Here is a 24,627-nt window from a genome sequence, read left to right as displayed (position 1 = left end):
CCGTACCGAGACCATGAGTTCGGCCTCCACCGGCGGACAGAGTGCGACGACGCCTTGTGCGACATAGCGTGGCCACGGGTCTGGAATCTGCTTCCGCAGCAGCCGCCAAGCTGCTGAAGTGTCCGCCAGGTAGGTCACCGCCCAGCCCGCTCGTTTTCCTCCAGCACGTCGAAGTCAAGAATGAGTTCTGCGTTGTCCTGGAGCCATGCCAATCCCCGGGCGCGATCATCCGCGCTCGTGCCGGCCGCGATGGCGAGCGCCCTGTTGATCGTCTCGCGCTTGGTCTTGGTGCCAAGCTGACGTTGCGCGAATGCCAATGTCGCTTCGTCTAGATCAATGACGGTACGTGCCACGGCAGCCTCCTGATATACACAGATGTGTCGTGATACCAAGCTAAGCATACGCAAGGCGCGTGTCTCGAACCAGCGCCGACGTCAGCAGGGTCACTATCGGTAGTCGCCAGGCCGAAAATTTCGGCTGCAGCGTCTCGAGGGTCACCCGCTGCGGCGGCGGCTCGGCCCTGGTGGCGTGGGTGGCGCTGCACGCCCGCATGGCCGCGCAGCGCCACTCGGGCGAGGCCGACTGGTCCGCGATCGCCGCGCTCAAGCAGGCCCTGGACATCCCGGTCCTGGGTAACGTCGACGTCTGGGCTACCGGCTGTGACGGCGTGGCCATCGGCCGCGCTGCCGGGCCGCCCTCATGTACCGCCACGCCGAGGGGCGAGGCTCACGAACCGACCAGGGGCGGGCGGATCACGCTAGAACTCCTCCCAGGTGCGGGGGTCCTGCTTGACCGGGACGCCGGTGTCGAGGGCGTCGATCGCGGCCATGCCGCCGGCGGTCAGCTCGAAGCCGAACAGGTCGGCGTTGGTGCGCTGGCGGTCCGGGCTGCCGGAGTGCGGGACCACGGTGACATCGCGTTGCAGCAGCCAGCGCAGCACGATCTGGGCGCTGGTGACGCCGAGCCGGCCGGCGATCGCCGTCACCGACGGGTGGTCGAGGATGCCGGTGTTGCGCTCCAGCGGGCTCCACGCCTGGACCACGGTGCCGGTCCGCTGTACCGCGGCGACGAGCTCCGGCCGCGGATGCGAGGGAGAGACCTGCAGCTGGTCGACGGCCGGCTGGATGCCGGTCTCGGCCACGACGGCGTCGAGGTGCTCCGGCAGGAAGTTCGACACGCCCAGCGAGCGGATCAGGCCCTCGCGCCGCAGCTCGGCCATCTCGGCGTACGACTCCACATAGCGACCGACCGCGGGCAGCGGCCAGTGGATCAGGTAGAGGTCGACGTACTCCAGGCCGAGGCGCTCCAGCGAGCGCTCCAGCCCGGCCCGGGTGGAGCCGCGGCCCTGGTCGCTGCCGCGCAGCTTGGTCGTGACGAAGAGCTCGGCGCGGGGCAGGCCCGACTCGCGCACGGCGGCGCCGACGGCATCCTCGTTGTCGTACGACGCTGCGGTGTCGATCAGGCGGTAGCCGGACCCGATCGCGGCGAGGATCGCGTCCGTGGCGCGGCGGCCCTTGAGCGGGTAGGTGCCGTAGCCGACGACGGGCATGTCGAGGCCGGAGTTCAGCTTCACCGACGGGATGCTCATGCCCCAACACTAGGCCCGGCTCGTAGGAGGGCGACGGACAAGATGACAGGCCGGGTGACAGCGCTCGGTGAGCATACCGGTGCATCGGGTGGGATCCCGGTGCTGTGGTTGGCCGAGGCGGAAGCCGCCCAGTATGGTCGGGTCGTCTGCTCGGTCGACGTGCGCCGATCACGGTGCCGCCGGGTGGGCGCCGTCGAGCCGCACCGCCGAGTCGCACAGCGCACCTCGGCATCGCGGGCCGGGGACCCACGCAGTCCTTGGGGTGTATCCGTGACCGAGTCACGGTAGGGCGAATCCTCCCGTCCGAACCCGTCAGCTAACCCGGTAGGCGGCACCGGAAGGAGAACTGTTCGTGCCGCATCTCCATGCTCCGACAGCGGCCGCCCGCCGCCATGCTCAAAGACGGGTGAACGCCAGGACGTAGCGCCTGGCCGCGCTCCAACGCTGATCGACGCCCAATCGTCGCGCGACACCGGCCGAGCCGGGGGGTCGCGCCGATACCACGCGCCCTCTCCCGTGCGGAGTCCCTTGCACGCCCGCTCCGGCGTGCGCTTCGCCGTGCGCTGATTCGCGCCGTATTCCCGTGCCGTCTTCTCGTGCCGTCTTTCTCGCGCCTTCTTCCCGCGCAGCCGTTCCCGCGCCGTTCCGTTTCGCGCGCTGACGCCGCGGCGCCCTGCCGTGCGCCCAGATCGCGCCGTCTTCGATGAGGAATCGCTTACGTGAAGTCACTACCGCGCCAGTTCCAGTCCAGATACCGGCTGGTCAGCCTGCCCGTGCGAACCGGGGCCGTGTCCGCCGTCGTGCTGTCCGCGACGCTGTTCGCCACGGGTTCCGCCGGCCGGCCGCCGGCCGTGCACCCGCCGGTCGCGGCCGCCGCGTCCGCTTATGCGTACGACGCGGCGCTCGTGTCGCCGTTGCTCGACGGCACCGCCGCCGTCCCGGCGGCCGAGGCGCCGCCCGCCGCGTCCGCGACCACGCCGGCCATGCCGATCATGCCGGCCGCGCCAACCACGCCAACCACGCCGACCGGGCCGACCGGGCCGGCCATGCCACAGCCACCGCGCCCGGTCGCCGGGCTCGACCAGACCCAGATGAACAACGCCGTGACGATCGTGCGGCAGGGCCGCGCCCAGGGGCTGCCCACCAGGGCACTCGTCGTCGCCGTCGCCACCGCGATGCAGGAGAGCGACCTGTACAACGTCGCCAGCCGCGCCGTGCCCGCCTCGCTGAAGCTGCCGCACGAGGGCGTCTCGCAGGACCACGACTCGGTCGGGCTGTTCCAGCAGCGCGCGAGCCAGGGCTGGGGCACCGTGCCCGAGCTCATGAACCCGGTCCACTCGGCGATGCTGTTCTACAAAGCGCTGACCCGGGTCAAGGGCTGGCAGAACATGAGCGTGACGGCCGCCGCGCAGGCGGTGCAGCGCTCGGCGTTCCCGGGGGCGTACCAGAAGCACGCCGCCCGGGCCGAAAAGGTCGTGGCGGCCATCGACTGACCGCCCGCCCGTCGCGCGCCGCCGCGGCGCTCAGCGCGGCGCGGTGGTCGCGCGGCGGGCCAGCGCGACAAGCTCGGCGACCGAGGCGGGCGACGGGGAGGCCAGGTCCAGGGCGAGCAGCGCCTGGGAGAGCAGCTCCTCGGCCTGGCGGCGGCACCAGTCGCGGGCGCCGGACTGCTCGATCGTCTTCGCCGTGCGCTCGGCGTCGGCGTCGCTGAGCCGGCCCCGGCCGTCGAACAGCCCGGTCAGCTCGTCGGCGCCGGCCGCGATCGCCGCGGCGACGGGCAGCGAGCGCCGGCGGCGGCGCAGGTCCGGGTACGCCGGCCGGCCCGGGCCGTCGTCGGCCCAGATGCCCAGCAGGTCCTCGGTGAACTGCACGGCGAGGCCCAGCCGGACGCCGAACAGGCGCAACCGCTCGACCTGGGCCGCCTCGCCGCCGCCGGCCACGGCGCCGAGCGCGCAGGCGCAGCCGAACAGCGCGCCGGTGCGCTGCTCCACCATCGCCAGGCAGTCGCGCAGCAGGTCGGTGCGCTCCTCCGCGGCGGAGTCCGGGCGGGTCTCGCGCAGCGCGAGCGAGGCGTGCTGGCCGTGCAGGAGCTCCTGCACGGTATCGCCCAGGATGCGCATCATGACCCGGTCCGGCCCCGGCTGTCCGGAGCGCTGCCGCAGCCGGCCCGGCGCGATGTGCGTGGGGTCACCGGTGGCCACGACGTCGAACGCGAGCGCCAGCAGGGCCTCGCCGCCCAGCGCCGCCGGCTGGGTGCCGACCACGCTCCACGCGGCCCCGTCGGAGCGCCCGTCGACCAGGTCGCGGCGGATCGCCGCCCAGTGGTGCATGAGCTCGACGGCGACGGCGGAGGGCACCGCGTCGTGCGGGTCGCCGCCGACCGCTGCCGCGCACACCAGGGTGAGCGCGCTGCGCAGCGACGCGCCCGGCGCGTCACGGCCGGAGTGCCAGCCCAGCTGCAGCTCGGCGACCTCGCGGGACGGCTCGGGCAGCCGGTCGATCGCCGCGCGCAGCGGCGGGCCGACGAGGCCGCCGGACCAGCGCAGGACGTCGTCCGTGGTCCGTAGCACGATCACCATCAGCCGCGCCACCCAACCCGTCTCACCGGGCGCCCCATGCGCACGCACGCCGTCACCGGACTCGCACCACCCATCGCATCGCACCTGACAGATCTGGCCGCGTCGATGCGGCGCCAAGGACCTGGTCAAGTATGCCGAAGCGACCGGCCGCGCACGGCGAAAACGGCGATGGCGGGCGGATGTGGCGAGGACGGTTGCCGCCCGTCTGGTGCGTGTCGCGCGAAGTTCCGCGTGTCGTCCCGCATCGGCACGCCGTCCACTATGGAGCGTGTGCGGCCACCGCCTGCCGGAGTGCCGGATCCGGCGTGGACCCCACGGCCGGCGGCCGGTGCCGGAACACGTCCCAGGCGGCCTTCCAGCCGGCCCCGACCTCTCTGGTCCCGTTGTACCAGATCGTCACCTGCTGGCAGCCCCGGCAGCCGGCCGGCACGCCCCTCGCGTCGACGCCGACACCCCTGCAGAGGGTGACCGCACGGTACAGATGCGCGTCCTGACTGACCAGGAGCGCGCGGTCGACGCCGTACACGTCGTGAGCGCGCCGGCACGTGTCGTAGGTGTCCAGTCCGTACGGGTCGAGCACCAGCCGAGCCGGGTCCACACCCCGCGCCGCGAGGTAGTCGCGCATCACCTCGACCTCGTTGCCGGAGCCGCCGTGCGCGTCGCCGGAGATCAGCAGCACCTTCACCTTGCCGGAGGAGATCAGCGCCGCCGCCGCGTCGAGCCGGTTGCGCAGGAACGACATCGGGTCCTTGCCGCCGTTCTCGAGCTGGGCGCCGAACACGATCGCCACGTCCGCCGCCGGGGCGCGATCGGCCGGGACGACCCGGCCGGAGGCTCCGGCGCGGATCCAGGCCGTCGGCACGAGCACCAGGGCGGCCAGGAGGACGGCGGCGACCGTCAGGCGGAGCAGGGCGCGCCGGCGGCGGCGCCGGTCGTCGGGCAGGCGCCCGGAGAGCCCAAGCGTGGCGATCATCACCCAGCGCCGGCGGTACCACGGGGCGACAAGCGGCCGTTGCGGCCCGGACTCGATCGGCATGGGCGCAGCATGGCACGGCCCGGCGACTCGCCGCCGTCCCGCGAGTCGTAAATTGTCGGTGCCACGAGGCAGGATGTAGGCGTCGGACCGGTGGGAGGTGGGGGTTGGCCGGCAAGATCAAGGACGAGGACATCGCCCTGGTCCGGGAGCGCACGTCGATCGAGGACGTGATCTCCGAGCATGTCACGCTGCGCTCGGCGGGCGGTGGCAACCTCAAGGGCCTGTGCCCGTTCCACGACGAGAAGACCGCCTCGTTCAACGTCTCGCCCACCCGGAACGTGTATTTCTGCCACGGCTGCGGCGCCGGCGGCGACGCCATCAAGTTCCTGATGGACCACGACCACCTGAGCTTCGTCGAGTCGGTCGAGCGGCTCGCCGCGCGGGCCGGGCTGCAGCTGCGATTCGTCGAGGCCGGCAGCGCCCCGATCCGCCCCGCCGGGCAGAAGCAGCGGCTGATCGCCGCGCACGCCGAGGCCGCCCGGTTCTACGCCGAGCGGCTCGGCACGCCCGGTGCCCGCCCCGCCCGCGAGTTCCTGGCCCAGCGCGGGTTCAGCAAGGAGGCCGCCGAGCGCTACGGGTGCGGGTTCGCCCCCGACGGCTGGGACCACCTGAGCAAGCACCTGCGCCAGAAGGGTTACTCCGCGCAGGAGCTGACCACCGCCGGCCTGTCCCGCGAGGGGCGCTCCGGCGGGCTCATCGACCGGTTCCGCCGCCGGCTGGTGTGGCCGATCAAGGACATCTCCGGCGACGTGATCGGTTTCGGCGCGCGGCGGCTGTTCGACGACGACGACGGCCCGAAGTATCTCAACACGCCCGAGACGCCGCTGTACAAGAAGTCGCACGTGCTGTACGGCATCGACCAGGCCAAACGGGAGATCGCCAAGCAGAGCCGGGTCGTCATCGTCGAGGGCTACACCGACGTGATGGCGTGCCACCTCGCCGGGGTGCCGGTGGCGGTCGCGACCTGTGGCACCGCGTTCGGCGCCGACCACATCTCGGTGCTGCGCCGGCTGCTGCTGGACGCCGACGGCTACGGCGGCGAGATCATCTTCACGTTCGACGGCGACGCGGCCGGGCAGAAGGCGGCGCTGCGCGCGTTCGAGGACGATCAGCGCTTCGTCGCCCAGACGTTCATCGCGGTCGGCCCCGACGGCATGGACCCCTGCGACCTGCGCCTGGCCAAGGGCGATGTGGCCGTACGCGACCTGGTCGCCGATCGCCAGCCGCTGCTCGACTTCGCGCTGCGCTCGGTGATCCAGCGCTTCGACCTCGACACCGCCGAGGGCCGCGTCGGCGCGCTGCGGGCGACCGCGCCCCTGGTCGCCAAGATCAAGGACCGCACGCTGCGGCCGGAGTATGCTCGCAAGCTCGCCGGCGACCTCGGCATGGAGCTCGAGACCGTGCAGCGCGCGGTCAACGCGGCCGCCAAGGGCGTCGCCGACCCCGTGCCCGCCCAGCAGCAGCGGCGCATCCTGGCCCCCGACAGCGCTGAGGCGCTGGTCGAGCGGGAGGCGCTCAAGCTGGCGCTGCAGCAGCCGGCGCTGGCCGGCCCGATGTTCGACGCGGTCGGCGCCGACATGTACACGCATCCGATGTATTCGGTCCTGCGCGCCGCGGTCGCCGAGGCGGGCGGCGCGTCCAGCGGCAGCGCCGGCGCGGTGTGGATCGAACAGGTCCGCGAGGCGTGTCTCGACCTGGCCGCCGGCGCGCTGGTCGCGGAGCTGGCGGTGGAGCCGCTGCGCCTGGATGGCGAGCCGGACCCGCGCTACGTCGAGGCGACGATCAACCGCCTCCAGCTGATGGCGCTCAACCGGACCATCGCCGAGCTCAAGTCCAAGCTGCAGCGCATCAACCCGGTGAGCAACGCCGAGGACCACCTGCGGCTGTTCAGCGAGCTGGTGTCGCTGGAGCAGCACGCCCGGGCGCTGCGGGATCGCGGCGCGAGCCGCTGGTGACGCCGGGCCGGCGCCCTCCGGGGACCGCCGCGGCGCTTCCGGTGCCGCCGCGAGCCGCCGTTGGGTCCGAAATGTCCGATCGAAAGGTTAAGACGTGTTGGGCTTTCTGAAGCGGCGGCGGCTGCCCGCCGACAAGCGCCCCAAGCTCGGCCCCGACGAGCGCGTGGTCGCCTGGGCCGGCGCCACCGGCGACAACGTCGTGGTGGCGACGAACCACGGCCTGTGGCTGCCCGGCGTCGAGCAGCGCCTGAGCTGGCACGAGATCCACAGGGCCACCTGGTCGGGCCGCCAGCTCGCCGTGGTCGCGGCGCGCGAGCTGCCGGTCGGCGACGAGGAGTACGCCGTGATGGCCGACCTGCCGCCGCTGGTCCTCACCCTGCTCGACCCCGACAGGGTGCCCGACCAGGTCCGGGTGCGGGTCAACAAGTCGATCGCGCACACCTCGCACCACCCGCTCGACGAGATCACCGGCGTGCGGGGCGGCGTGCGGGTCGTGGGGCGGCGCGTCCCCGGCGTCAACGGGCTGTGCTGGACGGTCCGCTACGACGAGGGCGTCGACCCGGCGGCGACGGGTGTGGCCGAGCAGACGCACGAGCTGGTCGCCTGGGCGAGATCCAGCATCGGTACCGCCCCTTAGGGCTTGCTCGCCGCCGGCACTCGGCGACGGGATCGGAACAGGCGCACGAGCACCGCGACGACCAGGGCCACGTCGAGGAACGCGCCCGGCAGCTTGGTCTTCGTGGCCAGGCCCAGGCTGTCCGGCAGGGTCAGGAACGGCAGCGCCACGACCGCGACGTGCACGCCGGTGCGCAGCCTGCCGGTCAGGTGCGTGCCGGCGAGCACCGCGATGCCGGCGAGCGCGTACCAGGCGTAGAACACCGGCCCGAGCACGGCCGTGACCAGCAGCGCCACGCCCGCGGCGGTGAGCACCGGGTCGGCGGCCTCCGCCGGCGTGCGGCGCGCCGTGCGCAGCGCCCGCCACCAGAGGTACAGCAGGATCGCGGCGAGGGCGGCGAACCCGAGCGCGCGGGCCACGGCCACCGCGGTGTCGAACGCCGCCGGCCGGCCCGCCGCGCGCAGTACGTAGCCGGTGGCCATGCCCACCCCGGTCGGGATCGACAGCCACTGCTTGAGCTCGGCGGTCGAGCCAAGCGCCCGGACGAAGCCGAGGCCGTGGCCGGTCGCGGCGGCGAGCACGGCGTACGTCAGCAGCATCACCCCCGTGAAGCTCACCGGTGCGCGGCGGCACGGCCCGTTGCCGCGGAACAGCACGAGCAGCACCGCGAAGGGCGCGGCGACCACGGCGGTGACCTTCACGGCAGCGGCGAGCCCGAAGGCGGCGCCGGACAGCCCCGACCGGCCGCGGGTGGCGAACGCGAAGCCGGCCAGCACGAAGCCGGCGAGCAGGATGTCGTTGTGCACGCCGGAGACGACGTGGATCAGCACGAGCGGGCTGGCGGCCAGCGCGGCGTTACCGTCGGTGAGGCGGTGCGCCGCCGCCACGCACAGCACCAGCCCGAGCACCGCGACCAGGCGGAACAGGCCGACGGCGACGACGAGGTGGCCGTGCGCGAGCCAGGCGGCGCCGCCGGAGATCGCGAACCACAGCGGGCCGTAGGGGGTCGGGGTGTCGCGCCACAGCGGCGGTACGTCGGACAGCCAGGTGCAGGGCAGCGCCGACGGACCGTGCTCGTACAGGTTGAACCCGGCATTGAAGAGCTGGCCCTGGCAGGCGTACGCGTACACGTCAAGCGCGCCCATGGGCGGCGCGACCAGCAGCGGAACGCTCCAGATCGCCGCGGTGACGAGCAGCTCGCGGGCGCCGGTGGCGTCGCGCAGGGCCCACCAGGCCCGGGCCAACAGGGCCAGGCCGACGAACCAGACGCAGACGCCGGTCACCCACGCGGCGTCGTGGGGTAACGGCTTGCCGGCCAGGAAACCGCTGGCGGCCAGCAGGGTTGTCGCGGCCAGCCCGAGCCAGCGCGGGTTGAGGCGCACGGAGGCATCGTAATGAGCGTTCAGAATTGTCGTACCCCGGGGCTATGGTCGGGCCGTGGTGAACAACGGGGCATTGATCGCGGCGACCGCGCTGGTCAAGCGGTTCGATGATTTCACGGCGGTCGATGGGATCGACGTGCGGGTGGCGGCCGGCGAGGCATTCGGGTTCCTGGGCCCCAACGGCGCGGGCAAGTCCTCCACGATGCGGATGATCGGGTGCGTGTCGCGCCCGACGAGCGGATCGCTGCGCATCCTCGGCCTCGGCGCGGCGCGGCGCGGGACGGCCCCGCGATCCGGGCGCGGCTGGGAGTCGACCTCGTCGTCGATGAACCGCAGCAGCGAGTTCACGAACCTCGCCTTGCGTTCGGGGGGTGCCGCTGTCCCAGCCGGATGGCTGGAAGTGCTCAGCCCGATATCGGGGTACGGCCATCGTGACCACCTCCGTCGACCTGCATGTACTGGCGGTAGTCGCCGGGAGTGAGACCCACGTACTGGCGGAACAGACGGGTGGCGTGGGAGCGGGAGTGCCAGCCCACTCTCTGCATCGCGGCCGTCACGGTCAGGTCGCTCTCTCGCAAAATGCTTCGCCAGGGCCTCCGCACGGATCATGGTCAAGAACGCCAGCGGGGTCTTGCCATAAGCCTCCACGAACACGCTCCCCAGCCGAGACGGGGACAGGTGCACCTCGGCCGCGAGATACTCCAACGTCCAATGCCGGGACGGATGCTCCCGCAACAGAGCCGCCGCACGGCGGGCTTCAACCCGCTGAACAGGAACGCCGATCCGTCGCGGACGACGATGATCTTCACGCAGTCATACGCCACCGGCCTCACAGCACGATGAACCGTCGAGGTACGGGCAACGAGCGGAGACCATTGCGGAGGCTCGTTGTGCACAGGACGGGAGATGTTCCACGAACCGAGATGGGTGAGCAGTTCTCACAGAAGGTTCTCGCGCAGAGCGTGATGCACAGTGGGGACGGTGGCGCGGAATCCGAGGGCTCGGGCGGTGGCACCGTCGAGTCGTCCGCCCCACGGATTCGCCAGGGGTGCTGCCGAGGGTTCGATGGGCTGATCGACGAGGGCGGCGATTTCGTAGGCGGTCAGCGGGGCGTCGTCCACGATGTTGACGACGTGTCCATCGGTTGCGCCGGTGAGGGCGAGTAGGACGGCGGTGGCGATGTCGCGTTGGTGAACCAGGTGCAGCGCGTGCGCAGGATGCCAGTTCCAGAGCCCGAACAGGCGTGGCGCGTTCTGGAGGTGCTGGTCGCCGTCGCCGTAGACGAACCCGAGCCGCAGCACGCTCCACGTCAACCCGCTCGCCTGTACCTCCCGTTCGGCGAGGATCTTGCTCGCCGGGTACGGCGCGACGGGCGCAAGGTCGTCGTCTTCCCGTCCGGGACGGGGCAGATCATCGGGGTAGACCAGGCTCGTGCTCGCCAGCACGAAGCGCGCGTCGGGCGCGTGAGTGCGGGTGGCGGCGAGCAGGTTGCGGGTGCCTTCGACATTGATCCGCTGGATCGCCTCGGCGTCGGGGCTGCGCAGCAGCGCGGCCAGGTGCACGACGGTCGACACGCCCTCGACGGCGGCGGGAAGGGTGTCGGGTTCGAGGATGTCGCCCTCGACGGGCGTGACGCCGGCCGGGAGCGCATCGGCCTTGCCGGGTCGGATCAGGGCGCGACAATCGTGTCCCGCCGCGACCAGGCGAGGCAGGAGGCGCGCGCCGACGTTGCCTGTGGCTCCGGTGATGAGGATGGTCATGGCTGGGTTCCTTCCCAGGACTGTTCGGTCAGGTGGCGGGTGGCGGCTTCCAGGACGCGGATCGCCCGTTCGAGGTCGGCTGGGTCGATGCCGTCGAACGCGACCGCGCCCACGGTGGCGATGGGATCGGGCAGTGCCTCCCACAGGTCTTGTCCGGCTGGCGTGAGCCGCAGCACCCGCCGCCGCTGGTCGGCCGCGTCGGGGCTCTGCTCGACGAGCCCCTTGCGCACCAGGGAGGCGACGATGCCGCTGAGCGTCGCGCGCTCCACCTGCAGCGTCTCAGCGAGGTCGCGCTGCGTCGTCGGGCCGTCGTTGGCGAGGTGGTACAGCACGTACCACTGCGTGGGGCCGAGCCCATACGGACGCAGCACGCGGTCGATAGCGGCCTGGCTGACCCGGTGGAACTGCTTCACCCAGGCCCCGACCGAGTCCGGGTGGCGAGGCGTTGGTTCGTTAGGCACCTAACCATTCTGATAGGTGCCTAACGATCCGTCAAGTCGATGGTTCACCCCTCACTCGTGCGGGCAGCCGCGAGACTCAAGACGGCGTGGATGATCTGCTTGGAGATCCCTCTGCCGCAGGGATCGTTCGTCGGTCGGTGTGCTGAGTCGTCGGAGCCTGGCGAGCGCGGCCTGTGCGGCGCGGTATTCGGCGGCTTGCTGGGCGGTCTTGATCGACTTCGGGTCGCCCAGGGGTGTGGGGCCGGTGATGTCGTAGCGGTGGCGGTACAGGGCGATGGTGGCCGCGTGGGCCTGCCATTGCTTCCGTACTCGCGCGCGCCCGCTGGGTTTCCCGAGGCGCGCGACCCACGCGGCCCGGGCTTCCTGCGCGTCGTCTACGAGCCGCCCGGCGGCGGTCTCGATGAGCGTCTGCCGCTGGGTGAGCGCGGTGTGCAGGTCGTCGGTGACGGGCTCGGCGGGCACGGGGATGAGCCCGGCGACTCGTGCCCTGCGGTTCTTGCCGGGTCGGAGTTCGCCGGTGGCCTGGTCGAGCATGGTTGCGAGTTGCGCGTCGGGTGGCGAGCTGCTGTGGGCGATGATCCGCGGCGGGTTCTACTCCGCGGCGTTCCTGGCGGCGATGGTGGCGCTCGGGCTGACCACCCCGCTGTGGGCGCTGGCGGCGTTCCCGGCGGTGCTGCTGGTCGGGTTCGCGTTCGGCGGGCTGGGCATGGCGTTGTCGACGCTGCTGCGCTCGTGGCAGGACTTCGACTACGTCAACGTGGCGCAGTTCGGGCTGTTCCTGTTCAGCGGGACGTTCGCGCCGCCGTCGGGCTATCCGCTCGCGGCCCGGGTGCTGGTGGAGGCGACTCCGCTGTACCACGGCGTCGCGCTCGTGTGCGGGCTGTGCACCGGCTCGCCGCAGTGGGGGCTGGTCTGGCACGCGGTCTATCTGGGAGCGCTCGCGGCGGGCGGGCTGTGGCTCGCGAGCCGCCGGCTGGGAAAACTTCTGCTGGCCTAGTTTGCCCTGGTTTCGGAAAGGTCGGATGATCTCTAGGGATGGCCTCCGACCTGCGGAAACGTGCATATTTTCGATTACATCCGAACTTCCGTCATAACCAGCAAAAGTTTGGTAACGGGCGCCAGAAGCTCTAGACGCGAGGGGTGGGACGGCCTAAAGTCTCGACGCAACACGGGTGTAACGCACCGCACACGGCCCGGCAAACCAGGGGCGGCGTGCAGGTGTGGTGGTGTAGCCGCATGTCGCGGACACCTGCCTGCGACCTGACGAGGAGGTGCCCCATGAACACGGTCAGTGCCATTGACAACCCGGTTCAGTCGCGCCTGCTCCGCCTGTTGCGGGACACCGGTGCGTTGTCGCGTGCGGAGCTGGCCGATCGCCTCGAGGTGCCGCGGCCCCGGCTGCTGGCGGACCTGGACGCGCTGGTCGCGACCGGGCTGATCCGCGAGGCGGGGCCGGCCGCGAGCCGCGGCGGGCGGCGTTCGACGCTGGTCGAGCTCGACCCGGGGCTGCGCTTCGCCGCGGTCGACCTGGGCGCCAGCTCGATCGACGTGGAGATCACCGACGGCCGGCTGGAGCCGATCACCGCGTACGGGGAGCCGGCAGACATCCGCTCGGGGCCGAAGGTGATCCTGCAGCGGGTCAACGAGATCCTGCACAAGTTCAGGGCGGAGGGCGCCTACGAGCGCCTCAATGCCATCGGCATCGGCGTGCCCGGCCCGGTCAGCTTCCGCGACGGAGTTCCGGTCTCGCCGCCGATCATGCCCGGCTGGGACCGGTTCCCGGTGCGGGAGGCGCTCGGGCGCGAGCACAACTGCCCGGTCGTCGTCGACAACGACGTCAACATCATGAGCATCGGCGAGCGCTACGGCGGCGTCGCGCACTCGGTCGACAACCTGCTGTTCCTCAAGGTCGGCACGGGCATCGGCTGCGGCATCTACCTCAACGGCGAGGTCTATCGGGGCACCGACGGATGCGCCGGCGACATCGGCCACATCCAGGTCGACAGCCACGGGCCGATCTGCGCGTGCGGCAACGTCGGCTGCCTGGAGGCGCTCTTCGGCGGCGGCGCGCTCGCCCGCGACGCGACCGCCGCGGCCCGCAGCGGCGCCTCCCCGGCGCTCGCGGACCGCCTCGCCGCCAACGGCGCGGTGACCGCGAAGGACGTCGCCGACGGCGCGGCCGAGGGCGACGTCACCTGCATCCGGATCATCCGCGACGGTGGGCGGCGCATCGGCGGGGTCCTCGCCGGCTTGGTCAGCTTCATCAACCCGTCGATGATCGTGATCGGCGGCGGCCTGGCCGGCCTCGGGCACATCCTGCTCGCCGAGATCCGCAGCGTGGTGTACAGGCGCTCGCTGCCCCTTGCGACCGGCAACCTGCCGGTCGTCCTGTCCGAGCTCGGCCCTCGCGCCGGCGTCGTGGGCGCCGCGGTGCTGGCGAGCGAACTCGCATATGGACGGCCATCATGACAGAACCACCGGCACAGACCGCCGGACAATCCCCGGAGGACGTGGTCCTCCGGCTTACCGATGTGGTCAAGACGTTCCCCGGCGTCCGCGCGCTCGACGGCGTCCAGCTCGAGGTGCGCGCGGGCGAGGTGCACTGCCTGCTCGGGCAGAACGGCGCGGGCAAGTCGACACTGATCAAGATTCTCTCCGGCGCGCACACCCCGGACTCGGGGGAGATCTGGTGGCAGGGCGAGCCGGCCGCCTTCGGCAGCCCGCAGGCCGCCATGAAGGCCGGCATCGCCACCATCTACCAGGAGCTCGACCTGGTCGACGGGCTCAGCGTGGCCGAGAACATGTACCTCGGCCACGAGCCCAACACCGGCGGCTTCGTGGCCCGGCGGGCGATGCGCCGCGGCGCGGCCGCGATCCTGCAGCGCCTCGGCCACCCGGAGATCCCCGTCGGCCGCGAGGTCGGCAAGCTGCCCGCCGCGGCGAAGCAGATCGTCAGCATGGGCCGGGCGCTGTCGCGCGAGGCGCGGCTGCTCATCATGGACGAGCCGAGCGCCGTGCTGGCCCACGACGAGGTGCAGAACCTGTTCCGCATCGTGCGCGGCCTCACCGAGCAGGGCATCGCGGTCATCTACATCTCCCACCGCCTCGACGAGATCCGCGAGATCGGCGATCGGGTCACGGTGCTCAAGGACGGCCGCACCACCGCCGCGAACCTCGGCGCGAAGAGCACCCCCAACCGCGAGCTGGTGAGCCGGATGACCGGCCGCACCATTGAGTACGTCTTCCCCGAGCGGCCCGCCGCGCGCACCTTCGAGAGCGCGCCGCTGCTGCGGGTCGAGGGGCTGACGCTGCCGGGCCGCTTCACCGACGTGTCGCTGGCCGTCCACGGCGGGGAGATCGTGGGCATCACCGGCCTGGTCGGCTCCGGCCGGTCCGAGGTGCTCGAGAGCATCTACGGCGCGCGCCGGCCCGCCGCCGGGACGGTGGAGCTCAACGGCGCGAAGCTGCGCCGTGGCAGCGTCAACGCCGCCGTCCGGGCCGGCATCGGCATGGCGCCGGAGGAGCGCAAGAGCCAGGCGCTGCTGCTCGGCGAGCCGATCTACCGCAACGTCACCCTGGCCGGCTTCGCCCGCTACGCGCGGGCCGGCTTCACCGACGCCGGGCGCGAGCGCGAGGCGGCCGAGGGCGTCACCCGCGACCTCGACCTGCGCCCCGCCGACGTCCGCCGCCCGGTGCGCACACTGTCCGGCGGCAACCAGCAGAAGGTCGTCGTCGGCCGGTGGCTGCTCGGCGGAACCCGGCTGCTGCTGCTCGACGAGCCCACCCGCGGTGTTGACGTGGGTGCGCGGGCCGAGCTGTATCAGGTGATCCGCAGGCTCGCCGACGAGGGTGTCGGCGTGCTGCTCGTGTCCAGCGAGGTGCCCGAGGTGCTCGGCCTCTCCGACCGCGTGCTGGTCATGCGGGAGGGCCGGGTCGTGCGCGAGGCCCCCGCCGGTGAACTCGACGAAGACACCGTGCTCGACCTGGTGATGGCCGGCTCGCTGCTCGACGGGGCCGACCTGGCGAGCACCGCCCCCGAAGGGACCGCAGCATGAGCACCGCCAGTAGCATCAGCCCGACGGAACCGCTGGGCGTCCACGAGCCACCCCGCGTGACCGCGCAGAGCTGGTGGCAGCGCGACGGCGCGGACAACGCCAAGCGCAACCTCGCCCTGATCGGCGTGCTCCTGCTCCTGCTGATCATCGGCGCGATCACCCGCCCGGACATCTTCCTCGACATCGAGCGCCTGTGGAGCAACGAGCTCACGGTGCTCTCGCTGGCCTCCAGCATCGGCGTGATCACCGTCGGCATGACGTTCGTCATCATCAGCGGCGGCATCGACCTGTCGGTCGGCGCGCTGCTGGCCCTGGCGAGCGTATGGTGCACGACGGTGGCGACGCAGAGCTACGGCGCCGGCGCGATGGTCTTCGCCGCGCTGGCCGTCGGCGCCGCCGCCGGGCTCGTCAACGGCGTGCTCATCGCCTACGGCCGGCTGGTACCGTTCATCGCCACGCTGGCGATGATGGTGTCCGCCCGCGGCCTGGCCCAGAACATCTCCGGGTCGCACACGCAGATCACCAACAACAAGTTCATCATCAGCCTCGCCGGCGACAAGTTCCTCGGCGTGCCGTACACGGTCATCATCTTCCTGGTCGTCGTCGTGCTCGGCTGGGTCCTGCTCAACCGCACCACCTTCGGTCGGCGCACGATCGCCATCGGCGGCAACACCGAGGCGGCCCGCCTGGCCGGCATCAACGTCCGCCTGCAGACGGTGCTGCTGTACGTGCTGGGCGGCCTCTGCTGCGGCATCGCGGCGCTGATGGTCGTCTCGCAGACCACCTCCGGCAGCAACACCAACGGCGACGGTTACGAGCTCAGCGCGATCGCCGCCGCGATCATCGGCGGCACCGCGCTGACGGGCGGCCGCGGCACCATCATCGGTTCCCTGCTCGGCGTGCTGATCTTCAGCCAGATCACCAACCTGTTCGTGGTCAACAACCTGCCGCTGGACATCCAGCGGGTCATCAACGGCGGCATCATCGTCGTCGCCGTGCTCGTCCAGCAGTTCCGGGTCACATCGCTCTGGCGCAGACCCGCCTCCTCATAGCGCCTTTCCACGATCGCTCGCGACGTCCACGCCGGGACGGTAGCGCGGGTCAGCGCACCCGAAAAACAGCTCATGAAGTACACCCCCGAAAAAACCCAACATCCCACAGACGACCAGGAGGTCGTGAGATGAGCGCAATCTCGCCCGACATGTCCCGCCGTCGGCTTCTGCTCGGCGGGGCGGCCCTCGGCGCCGGCGCGCTGCTGGCCGGCTGCACGTCGAACGAGACCAAGGACAGCGCACCTCAGACCAACGTCAAGGACGGCAACGCCGCGAGCGCGGCGCCCGGCAAGCCGGTGACCATCGGCTTCTCCGCGCCGGCCGCCGACCACGGCTGGATCGGCGCGATCACCGCCAACGCCAAGGCGCAGGCGGCGAAGTTCTCCGACGTGACGCTCAAGGTGGTCGACGCCGGTAAGGACGCGCCCGCCCAGATCGCCGCGCTGGAGACCCTCATCGCGAGCAAGCCGGATGCCATCGTGCTGCTGCCGCAGGACGGCGCGCAGCTCACCGCCATCGGCAAGAAGGCGACGGACGCCGGCATCATCGTCATCAACCTCGACCGCGAGTTCTCCGACTCCGCCGCCTCGTTCAGCCTCATCAAGGGCGACAACTACGGCATGGGCGTCGCCGCCGGGCACTACATCGGCGAGAAGCTCAAGGGCAAGACGGACGCGGTCGTCGGCGAGATCCCCGGCATCGACGAGCTGCAGCTGACCAAGGACCGCTCGAAGGGCTTCGCCGACACGCTGAAGAACTACGGGCTGAGCGTCAAGCACCGCGTCGCCGCCGGCTTCACCGTGCAGTCGGGCCAGGCCGCCGCGGCCAACCTGCTGCAGGCGGCGCCGAAGCTCGACGCCGTGTGGAACCACGACGACGACCAGGGCATCGGCGTGCTCGCCGCGATCCAGCAGGCGGGGCGCAAGGAGTTCTTCATGGTCGGCGGCGCCGGCTCCCGCGACGCGATGGACCACATCAAGGCCGGCGACACGGTGCTCACCGCGACGGTGACCTACCCGCCGTCGATGGCCTCGTCGGCGATCATCCTGGCCCGCCTCGCGGCGCAGGGCAACGGCATGACCGACCTGGTCGAACTGCAGGTGCCGAAGCTGATCGTGCTGCAGTCCGAGACGATCACCAAGGAGAACGTCGACAAGTACCTGCCGCTGGGCTTCAAGTCCTGACCCCATCCGGAACTACTTGAACCAACGGAATCAGAGAGGAACCGCCAGTGTCCAGTCAAGGCAGCAGCGGGGAGCTGCGAGTCGGCATGGTCGGCTACGCCTTCATGGGCGCCGCGCACTCGCAGGCGTGGCGCACCGTGAACCGAGTCTTCGACCTACCGGCGCGGGCGAGCATGGTCGCCGTCTGCGGTCGTGATGGGGCGAAGGTGGCGGAAGCCGCGAGCCGGCTCGGCTGGGCCGAGGCGGTGACCGACTGGCGCGAGCTGATCGCCCGGGACGACATCGACGTCATCGACGTGTGTACCCCGGGCGACAGCCACGCCGAGATCGCCATCGCCGCGCTCGAGGCAGGCAAGCATGTCCTGTGCGAGAAGCCGCTGGCCAACACGGTCGACGAGGCACGTGCCATGGTCACGGCCGCGGCCAAGGCCCGGACGCTGGGCGTGCGCTCGGCCTGCGGGTTCAACTACCGCCGGGTCCCGGCCGTCACCCTCATGCACAACCTGATCGCCGCCGGCCGGCTCGGCGCGATCCGCCACGTCCGCGCCGTCTACCTGCAGGACTGGATCGTCGATCCGAGCTTCCCGCTCGTCTGGCGGCTGCAGCGGGAGCTGGCCGGCTCGGGCGCGCTCGGCGACATCGGCGCGCACATCATCGACCTGACCCAGTACGTCACCGGCCAGCGCATCACCGGCGTCTCCGGGCTGACCGAGACGTTCATCAAGGAGCGACCGCTGCCGGAGTCCTCCAGCGGCCTGTCGGCGAACGCCGGCATCGCGACCGGCGAGGTCACCGTCGACGACGCGGCGCTGTTCATCGCCCGGCTCGACGGCGGCGCGGTGGCCACGTACGAGGCGACCCGGTTCGCGACCGGCCGCAAGAACGGGCTGCGGGTCGAGATCAACGGCGAGTACGGGTCGCTGGCCTTCGACCTCGAGCGCCTCAACGAGCTTGAGTTCTACGACGCCACGCGGCCCGCGGCCGAGCAGGGCTGGAACCGCATCCTCGTGACCGAGGGCGAGCACCCGTACTTCGGGGCCTGGTGGCCGCCGGGGCACATCATCGGGTACGAGCACTCCTTCACCCACGAGATGCGCGACTTCATCGAGGCGGTGGCGACCGGCGCCGACCCGACGCCCTCCTTCGAGGACGCCCTGCAGGTGCAGCTCGTGCTCGACGCGGTCCAGAAGTCCGACTCCTCCTGGGTGAGCGTGGCGGCGTGAGCGGCACGGAGGTCTCGGCATGATTGATCCGTACGTCCCCACGCCGGCCGACCGGTTCTCGTTCGGCCTGTGGACGGTGGGCTGGCAGGCCCAGGACGTCTTCGGGTCGGCTTCGCGCCCGGCGCTCGACCCGGTCGAGGCCGTGCACCGGCTGGCCGAGCTGGGGGCGTACGGCGTCAGCTTCCACGACGACGACCTGATCCCGTTCGGCAGCGACGAGACCGTGCGCGACAAGGTCGTGACCCGCTTCCGGGAAGCACTGGACGGCACCGGCCTGGTCGTGTCGATGGCCACCACGAACCTGTTCGGGCACCCCATCTTCAAGGACGGCGCGTTCACCGCCAACGACCGTGCCGTGCGGCGGTTCGCGCTGCAGAAGGTGCTGCGCAACATCGACCTCGCGGCCGAGCTCGGCGCGCCCACGTACGTGCTGTGGGGCGGCCGGGAGGGTGCGGAGTCCGGCGCGGGCAAGCAGATGCGCGCGGCGCTGGACCGCTACCGCGAGGCGATCAACGCGATCTGCGCGTACATCCGGGAGCGCGGCTACGACATCCGCCTGGCGATCGAGCCCAAGCCGAACGAGCCGCGCGGCGACATCCTGCTGCCGACGATCGGCCACGCGCTCGCGCTGATCTCGACGCTGGACGAGCCGTCCCGGGTCGGGCTCAACCCCGAGGTCGGGCACGAGGAGATGGCCGGGCTGAACTTCGCGCACGGCATCGCGCAGGCGCTGTGGCACGGCAAGTTGTTCCACATCGACCTCAACGGCCAGCACGGGCCGCGCTTCGACCAGGACCTGCGCTTCGGCGCCGGCAACCTGCGGGGCGCGTTCTGGACCGTCGACGTGCTGGAGAACAGCTCCGGCTACCCCACGGCGTACGCCGGGCCGCGCCACTTCGACTACAAGCCGCCTCGCACCGAGGACGCCGACGGCGTCTGGGTCACCGCGGCGGCCTGTATGCGCAACTACCTGATCCTCAAGGAGAAGGTCCGCACGTTCCGCGACGACCCCGAGGTGTCCGCCGCCCTGGCGACCGCGCGGGTCGACGAGCTGTCGGTGCCGACGCTGCTGCCGGGGGAGTCCCTGGAGGCGCTGCGCGCCGAGGAGATCGACATCGAGACGGTCGCCGCCCGGGGGATGGCGTTCGAGCGGCTCGACCAGCTGGCCATGGAGCACCTGCTGGGAATTCGTGGCTGAACCCCTCCGACTTCTCCGCCGGCACCGGTAGCGAGGGACCATCCGCGGTTGCGCCCCGCGGGTGGGGATACCGGTTCCGGGGGAGAGCACACCGGAGCCCCGGCGCGGCGCCAGCCAGGTGCCGGGCCGTGGCCCCGGGCAAACGACAACTGAAGAGCTGTACCGACATGACAGCGCGGCGGCGCGCGCAGACCCGACGAGTCGATCGTGAAGGAACTGTCATGACCATCCGCTCGTGGTTCGCCGCCGCTACGGTGGGCCTCCTAGCCACCGGTGTCCTGAGCGCCGCGCCCGCCAGCGCGGCCGACGCACCGTACAAGGTGCTGGTCTTCTCGAAGACGGCCGGCTTCCGCCACTCATCCATCCCGAACGGCATCGCCGCCATCCAATCGCTCGCCACCGCCAACAACTTCACCGTCACCGCCACCGAGGACGCCGGCGCGTTCACCACCGCCAACCTCGCGCAGTACCAGACCGTGGTCTTCATGTCGACGACCGGGGACGTGCTCAACGACGCGCAGCAAACCGCGTTCGAGTCGTACATTCGCGGCGGCGGCGGGTACGTCGGCGTGCACGCCGCGGCCGACACCGAGTATGGCTGGCCCTTCTACGGCACGCTGGCCGGCGCCTGGTTCGCCTCGCACCCGGCGATCCAGCAGGCCACGGTCAACGTCGAGGACCGCACCAATCCGGCGACGGCGCATCTCGGCGCCACCTGGGTGCGCACCGACGAGTGGTACAACTACCAGTCCAACCCGCGCGGCACCGCGCACGTGCTGACGTCGCTCAACGAGTCGTCGTACTCCGGCGGCACCATGAACGGCGACCACCCGATCACCTGGTGCAAGACCATCGACAGCGGACGCTCCTTCTACACCGGCCTCGGCCACACGGAGGAGAGCTACGTCGACCCGAACTTCACCAAGCTGCTGCTCGGCGCCATCCGCTACACCGCCAAGCGCGTCGAAGCCGACTGCTCGGTGCCCGCGCCGTCCGGCGCCTCGGTCTACCAGGGCGAGGCGTTCTCCTCGACCGGCGGAGTCCAGGTCGCGGCCCACGCCCCGGCCGTCGGCGGCCAGACCGCCGGATACATCGACAATAATGACTGGATTGGGTTCAACAACGTCAACCTTTCCGCGGTCAAGGGCGTCACCGTGCGCGCCTCCTCGGCCGGCGCCGGCGGCACCATCGAGTTCCGCGCCGGCTCGACCACGGGTGCGCTGCTCGGCTCGGTCGCGGTGCCCAACACCGGCGGCTGGGAGACGTTCCGCGACGTGTTCACGCCGCTCGCCTCGAACGCCGCCACCTCGCTGTACCTCGTGTTCCGCGGCAACGGCAACTCGCTGTTCGACGTCGACCAGTTCACCCTCCTGCGCAACGCCACCACCCGGCAGGGTGAGGCGTGGTCGTCGATGAGCGGCCTGCAGGTCGCGGCGCACGGCCCCGCGGTGGGCGGCCAGACGGCGGGCTTCATCGACAACAACGACTGGGCCGGGTACACCGGCGTCAACCTCGCCACGGTCGCCGGGGTGCGCGTCAGGTGGTCCTCGGCGGGCCCGGGCGGCACCGTGGAGTTCCGTGCGGGCTCTTCGACCGGCGCGTTGCTCGGCACGATCGCGCTGGCGAACACGGGCAGCTGGGACACGTTCCAGGAGGCCTCGACTCCGCTCGCCACGAATGCTTCCACCGGTCTGTACCTCGTGTTCCGCGGCGGTGCCGGATCGCTTTTCGACATCGACGAGTTCACGCTGATCGGCTGACGCCGCGGCCGGCCGGATCGACCCTCGGCCGGCGTTGCGTCGGCCGGATCGAACATCGGTCAGCGTCGCGTTGGCCGGATTGACCCTCGGTCGGAGTCGCGCCGGCCGGATCGAACGTCGGTCGGCCTCGCGCCGGCCGGATTGACGGAGGTGGGGCCGAGACGCCGACCGGCCCTTCCTTCGGGCCCCGCCCGCTCGGACACATGACGCGCCGTTGCGGATTCCGGGTCGGCGACGCCGATGCCGCCCGGACTCCTTTCTCCTGCGCGGTCCGAGCGGGCGGGGATCCTCTTTTGCTTTGCTAGCAGGTCTTTTAGGATTACAGCGTGGGGGCGCAACCCACTTTCGTTTCCGTTCCACCCGTTGTGAATCAACAGGTCTCCCTCGCGCCTGGAACCCCCTTCATCGGAGGACAGCAGCATGGCGCGTCCAATCACGCTCTTCACCGGCCAGTGGGCCGATCTTCCCTTCGAGGAGGTCTGCCGTCTCGCGTCCGAGTGGGGCTACGACGGCCTCGAGATCGCCTGCTGGGGCGACCACTTCGAGGTCGACAAGGCCATCTCCGACGAGTCCTACGTGGACCGCAAGCTGGAGACGCTGGCGAAGTACAACCTGAAGGTCTGGACCATCTCCAACCACCTGGTCGGCCAGGCCGTCTGCGACCACCCGATCGACCAGCGGCACCAGGGCATCCTGCCGGCCCGCATCTGGGGAGACGGCGAGCCCGAGGGCGTGCGGCGGCGCGCCGCCGAGGAGATCAAGGACACCGCGCGGGCCGCGCGCAAGCTCGGCGTCGACGTGGTCGTGGGCTTCACCGGATCGTCGATCTGGCACACGCTGGCCATGTTCCCGCCGGTACCACCGGAGATGATCGAGGCCGGCTACCAGGACTTCGCCGACCGGTGGAACCCGATCCTCGACGTCTTCGACGAGGTGGGCGTCAAGTTCGCGCACGAGGTGCACCCGAGCGAGATCGCGTACGACTACTGGACGACGCGGCGCACCCTCGAAGCCATCGGCAACCGCCCGGCGTTCGGCCTCAACTGGGACCCGTCACACTTCGTGTGGCAGGAGCTCGACCCGGTAAACTTCATCTTCGACTTCGCCGACCGCATCTACCACGTGGACTGCAAGGACGCGAAGGTTCGCACCGGCGACGGCCGCCGCGGTCGCCTCGCGTCGCACCTGCCGTGGGCCGACATGCGCCGCGGCTGGGACTTCGTCTCCACCGGCCACGGCGACGTGCCGTGGGAGGACTCGTTCCGGGCCCTCAACGCGATCGGGTACACCGGCCCGATCTCGATCGAGTGGGAGGACGCCGGCATGGACCGGCTGGTCGGCGCCCCGGAGGCCCTGCAGTTCGTGCGCAGGCTGGCCTTCGACGCCCCGGCGGCCGCCTTCGACGCGGCCTTCTCGTCCTCGTCCTGACGCTCCTCTTCCGGCGCGGCCTTCGCTTTCGTCGAGGGCCGCGCCGTACGTCCCGTTTGAGCGGATGTGTCAGGCACCGTCGTGACCGACGTATCCGACATTTCGGTTATGCGGCTTGCCGCGCGCTGCTTTGCTGCCTGATCCGGCGTCCTGGCCGCCCTTGCTTCGCTGGCCGCCCTGCCTTGTTGCTCGCCCTGCTTTGTTGCGGTAGTCCTTTTGTTGCGGTTGCCCGCCGCCGGTCCGCGTTGATCTTGACTCGCTGGCCTACGCTGACCTTTTGTCCGATCCTGTTTGGTTTCGGACTTTGATCCTTGGTCGAAAATGCGAAGGCCGACCCGGTTTGTCGGGTCGGCCTGCACGTGCTCGGTCGTGATCTAGAAGCTGGTGCCCGTCGACGGCGTCGTGCGCGCGCCGCTCGTCGCCATGTCCCGCTCGATCGCGGGCGACTGTGACGTGTGCAGCAGACGCTGCCCGAGATCCGTCTCGGCGAAGCGGCTGTTCGCCAGCCTGTCGGTGACCTTGGTCTTGCCCTCGCTGTAGAGCCGCGTCGCCTGCTCCTGGACGACCCCGGCGGCCTCCTGCATCGTCGGGCTCTCCTTGATCTTCAGAGCAGTGGCCTTGATCTCCTCATACTTCTCCCGGCCGGCCCGGGCACCGAGCACAAAGCCCGCGGCCAGACCGCCGAGGAACAGTAGCTTGCCGCGCATGGCGACGACCTCCTTCTGACGGCGCCGGATCATCGTTTCCTGCTGCGCCGTCTGCGTTGACATACCCGTTCATCGTCGTCCCGACACATCGATCTTGCCTCGGTTTGCCAGGATCTGGCACCCGATGCGGTGGTCTGCGCCCGCGCATGGGATACCCACTGGCGCGGACCCCCCGAGTCGTGCTGTACTCTTTCCCGGTCGCCCTCGAACAGGGGGAGATGCGGTCCCGCGTAGCTCAATTGGCAGAGCAGCCGGCTGTTAACCGGCAGGTTATAGGTTCGAGTCCTATCGCGGGAGCTTTACCGGCCCCTTGGGGGCCATTTTTTTTCTCGCTCATACCCGTTTCGGGGCGGCATTCGACTTGCATAGCTCGGTAAGCTTGCGACGCTCGGGGCGGTAGCTCAGCAGGTTAGAGCTGGGGACTCATAATCCCTTGGTCGCGGGTTCGAGTCCCGCCCGCCCCACAGGCTTGGGTTCACCCTGCTCGCGCGCCCGTTGGGCGGCTCGCTGGGAGCCTGTGGATTCCTCGCGCTCGCTTCGCTCGCTCCAGGCGGGGGGCTTCGCCACCCCGCGCCCCCCATGCCGCGCTTCGCGCGGCACCGCTTCGCTTCGCTCGCTTCGCCGGGGGCTTCGCCGCCCCGCG

The 24,627-nt window shown here is 71.0% G+C and carries 22 protein-coding genes, 2 tRNA genes, 2 pseudogenes and 1 riboswitch; of the genes and pseudogenes, 16 read left to right on the top strand and 10 right to left on the bottom strand.

The genetic code is table 11. The features are described from left to right. Positions 1–134: 134 nt before the first annotated feature. The gene (locus tag ABT297_RS05520; RefSeq protein WP_350545023.1) at positions 135–353 is read right to left on the bottom strand and encodes a type II toxin-antitoxin system VapB family antitoxin; all 219 of its coding nucleotides are present in this window, start codon (positions 351–353) and stop codon (positions 135–137) included. Positions 354–469: 116 nt separating this feature from the next. Here ABT297_RS05520 and ABT297_RS05515 point away from each other — a divergent pair. Then, a pseudogene (locus ABT297_RS05515) lies at positions 470–682 on the top strand (tRNA-dihydrouridine synthase); the annotation flags it as partial. Positions 683–757: 75 nt separating this feature from the next. On the opposite strand, the gene ABT297_RS05510 reads toward ABT297_RS05515, so the two are convergent. Then, positions 758–1,588 carry an aldo/keto reductase gene (locus ABT297_RS05510; protein WP_350545021.1) on the bottom strand — a complete coding sequence of 277 codons (831 nt, stop codon included), beginning with the start codon at positions 1,586–1,588 and terminating at the stop codon, positions 758–760. Between the two features lie 194 nt (positions 1,589–1,782). Next, positions 1,783–1,934: riboswitch (cyclic di-AMP (ydaO/yuaA leader) on the top strand. A 373-nt stretch (positions 1,935–2,307) separates the two neighbouring features. Between ABT297_RS05510 and ABT297_RS05505 the strand changes: the two genes are divergently transcribed. After that, on the top strand, positions 2,308–3,081 hold the full coding sequence (locus ABT297_RS05505; RefSeq protein ID WP_350545019.1) for a hypothetical protein: 774 nt from the start codon (positions 2,308–2,310) through the stop codon (positions 3,079–3,081). Between the two features lie 30 nt (positions 3,082–3,111). On the opposite strand, the gene ABT297_RS05500 is transcribed toward ABT297_RS05505, so the two are convergent. Beyond that, positions 3,112–4,215 (bottom strand): polyprenyl synthetase family protein, encoded by a 1,104-nt coding sequence (locus ABT297_RS05500; protein WP_350545017.1) that lies wholly within the window; start codon positions 4,213–4,215, stop codon positions 3,112–3,114. Positions 4,216–4,426: 211 nt separating this feature from the next. Beyond that, complete coding sequence (locus ABT297_RS05495; RefSeq protein WP_350545016.1) at positions 4,427–5,203, bottom strand: SanA/YdcF family protein; 777 nt, start codon at positions 5,201–5,203, stop codon at positions 4,427–4,429. 104 nt (positions 5,204–5,307) lie between these two features. Here ABT297_RS05495 and dnaG point away from each other — a divergent pair, with 104 nt between their 5' ends. Continuing rightward, entirely contained in the window at positions 5,308–7,158 is a 1,851-nt protein-coding gene (dnaG, locus tag ABT297_RS05490; protein ID WP_350545014.1) for a DNA primase, read from the top strand. Between the two features lie 97 nt (positions 7,159–7,255). Beyond that, complete coding sequence (locus ABT297_RS05485; protein WP_502885501.1) at positions 7,256–7,795, top strand: hypothetical protein; 540 nt, start codon at positions 7,256–7,258, stop codon at positions 7,793–7,795. Here the strand turns inward: ABT297_RS05485 and mptB are convergent. Next, positions 7,792–9,156, bottom strand: coding sequence for a polyprenol phosphomannose-dependent alpha 1,6 mannosyltransferase MptB (gene mptB, locus ABT297_RS05480; RefSeq protein WP_350545010.1), 1,365 nt, complete (start codon positions 9,154–9,156; stop codon positions 7,792–7,794). The genes ABT297_RS05485 and mptB overlap by 4 nt on opposite strands. A 55-nt stretch (positions 9,157–9,211) precedes the next feature. Here mptB and ABT297_RS05475 point away from each other — a divergent pair. Next, positions 9,212–9,507, top strand: a pseudogene (locus ABT297_RS05475) (ATP-binding cassette domain-containing protein); the annotation flags it as partial. Positions 9,508–9,560: 53 nt separating this feature from the next. Here ABT297_RS05475 and ABT297_RS05470 read toward each other — a convergent pair. The 4 genes from ABT297_RS05470 to ABT297_RS05455 all read right to left on the bottom strand — a co-directional run bounded on the left by ABT297_RS05470 (position 9,561) and on the right by ABT297_RS05455 (position 11,911). Beyond that, positions 9,561–9,701: an AraC family transcriptional regulator gene (locus ABT297_RS05470; RefSeq protein WP_350545008.1), complete on the bottom strand. Its 141-nt coding sequence runs from the start codon at positions 9,699–9,701 to the stop codon at positions 9,561–9,563. Positions 9,702–10,094: 393 nt separating this feature from the next. Beyond that, a complete protein-coding gene (locus ABT297_RS05465) occupies positions 10,095–10,916 on the bottom strand; it encodes an NAD-dependent epimerase/dehydratase family protein (RefSeq protein ID WP_350545006.1) in 822 nt (273 codons plus the stop codon). Continuing rightward, the gene (locus tag ABT297_RS05460; RefSeq protein WP_350545003.1) at positions 10,913–11,377 is read right to left on the bottom strand and encodes a MarR family winged helix-turn-helix transcriptional regulator; all 465 of its coding nucleotides are present in this window, start codon (positions 11,375–11,377) and stop codon (positions 10,913–10,915) included. The genes ABT297_RS05465 and ABT297_RS05460 overlap by 4 nt, the downstream gene beginning before the upstream one ends. Positions 11,378–11,428: 51 nt before the next feature. Continuing rightward, positions 11,429–11,911 carry a hypothetical protein gene (locus ABT297_RS05455; protein WP_350545001.1) on the bottom strand — a complete coding sequence of 161 codons (483 nt, stop codon included), beginning with the start codon at positions 11,909–11,911 and terminating at the stop codon, positions 11,429–11,431. Between ABT297_RS05455 and ABT297_RS05450 the strand changes: the two genes are divergently transcribed. The 9 genes from ABT297_RS05450 to ABT297_RS05410 all read left to right on the top strand — a co-directional run bounded on the left by ABT297_RS05450 (position 11,910) and on the right by ABT297_RS05410 (position 23,277). Continuing rightward, positions 11,910–12,374 carry an ABC transporter permease gene (locus ABT297_RS05450; RefSeq protein WP_350544998.1) on the top strand — a complete coding sequence of 155 codons (465 nt, stop codon included), beginning with the start codon at positions 11,910–11,912 and terminating at the stop codon, positions 12,372–12,374. The two genes, ABT297_RS05455 and ABT297_RS05450, sit on opposite strands and share 2 nt — an antisense overlap. Positions 12,375–12,655: 281 nt before the next feature. Next, positions 12,656–13,846: an ROK family transcriptional regulator gene (locus ABT297_RS05445; protein ID WP_350544996.1), complete on the top strand. Its 1,191-nt coding sequence runs from the start codon at positions 12,656–12,658 to the stop codon at positions 13,844–13,846. Continuing rightward, the gene (locus tag ABT297_RS05440) at positions 13,843–15,432 is read left to right on the top strand and encodes a sugar ABC transporter ATP-binding protein (protein WP_350544994.1); all 1,590 of its coding nucleotides are present in this window, start codon (positions 13,843–13,845) and stop codon (positions 15,430–15,432) included. Before ABT297_RS05445 ends, ABT297_RS05440 begins: the two co-directional genes overlap by 4 nt. Next, entirely contained in the window at positions 15,429–16,484 is a 1,056-nt protein-coding gene (locus ABT297_RS05435; protein ID WP_350544992.1) for an ABC transporter permease, read from the top strand. Before ABT297_RS05440 ends, ABT297_RS05435 begins: the two co-directional genes overlap by 4 nt. A 128-nt stretch (positions 16,485–16,612) precedes the next feature. After that, on the top strand, positions 16,613–17,668 hold the full coding sequence (locus tag ABT297_RS05430) for a substrate-binding domain-containing protein (protein WP_350544990.1): 1,056 nt from the start codon (positions 16,613–16,615) through the stop codon (positions 17,666–17,668). Between the two features lie 86 nt (positions 17,669–17,754). Continuing rightward, the gene (locus ABT297_RS05425) at positions 17,755–18,891 is read left to right on the top strand and encodes a Gfo/Idh/MocA family protein (protein ID WP_350545251.1); all 1,137 of its coding nucleotides are present in this window, start codon (positions 17,755–17,757) and stop codon (positions 18,889–18,891) included. Positions 18,892–18,910: 19 nt separating this feature from the next. Continuing rightward, complete coding sequence (gene xylA, locus ABT297_RS05420; RefSeq protein WP_502885497.1) at positions 18,911–20,089, top strand: xylose isomerase; 1,179 nt, start codon at positions 18,911–18,913, stop codon at positions 20,087–20,089. A gap of 221 nt (positions 20,090–20,310) precedes the next feature. Further along, positions 20,311–21,849 (top strand): ThuA domain-containing protein, encoded by a 1,539-nt coding sequence (locus ABT297_RS05415; RefSeq protein WP_350544988.1) that lies wholly within the window; start codon positions 20,311–20,313, stop codon positions 21,847–21,849. 420 nt (positions 21,850–22,269) lie between these two features. After that, a complete protein-coding gene (locus ABT297_RS05410; protein ID WP_350544986.1) occupies positions 22,270–23,277 on the top strand; it encodes a sugar phosphate isomerase/epimerase family protein in 1,008 nt (335 codons plus the stop codon). Between the two features lie 374 nt (positions 23,278–23,651). Here ABT297_RS05410 and ABT297_RS05405 read toward each other — a convergent pair whose 3' ends face one another. Further along, positions 23,652–23,984, bottom strand: a complete 333-nt coding sequence (locus tag ABT297_RS05405; protein ID WP_350545248.1) for a hypothetical protein — start codon at positions 23,982–23,984, stop codon at positions 23,652–23,654. Between the two features lie 224 nt (positions 23,985–24,208). Here ABT297_RS05405 and ABT297_RS05400 point away from each other — a divergent pair. Next, positions 24,209–24,281, top strand: a tRNA-Asn gene (locus ABT297_RS05400). 93 nt (positions 24,282–24,374) lie between these two features. Next, positions 24,375–24,448 (top strand) — tRNA-Ile (locus ABT297_RS05395). Positions 24,449–24,627: the final 179 nt, after the last annotated feature.

It is taken from the genome of Dactylosporangium sp. NPDC000555 (assembly GCF_040300025.1).
In the GTDB taxonomy this organism is placed as follows: Bacteria; Actinomycetota; Actinomycetes; order Mycobacteriales; family Micromonosporaceae; genus Dactylosporangium.
This window is presented reverse-complemented; position numbering and strand designations above follow the sequence as displayed.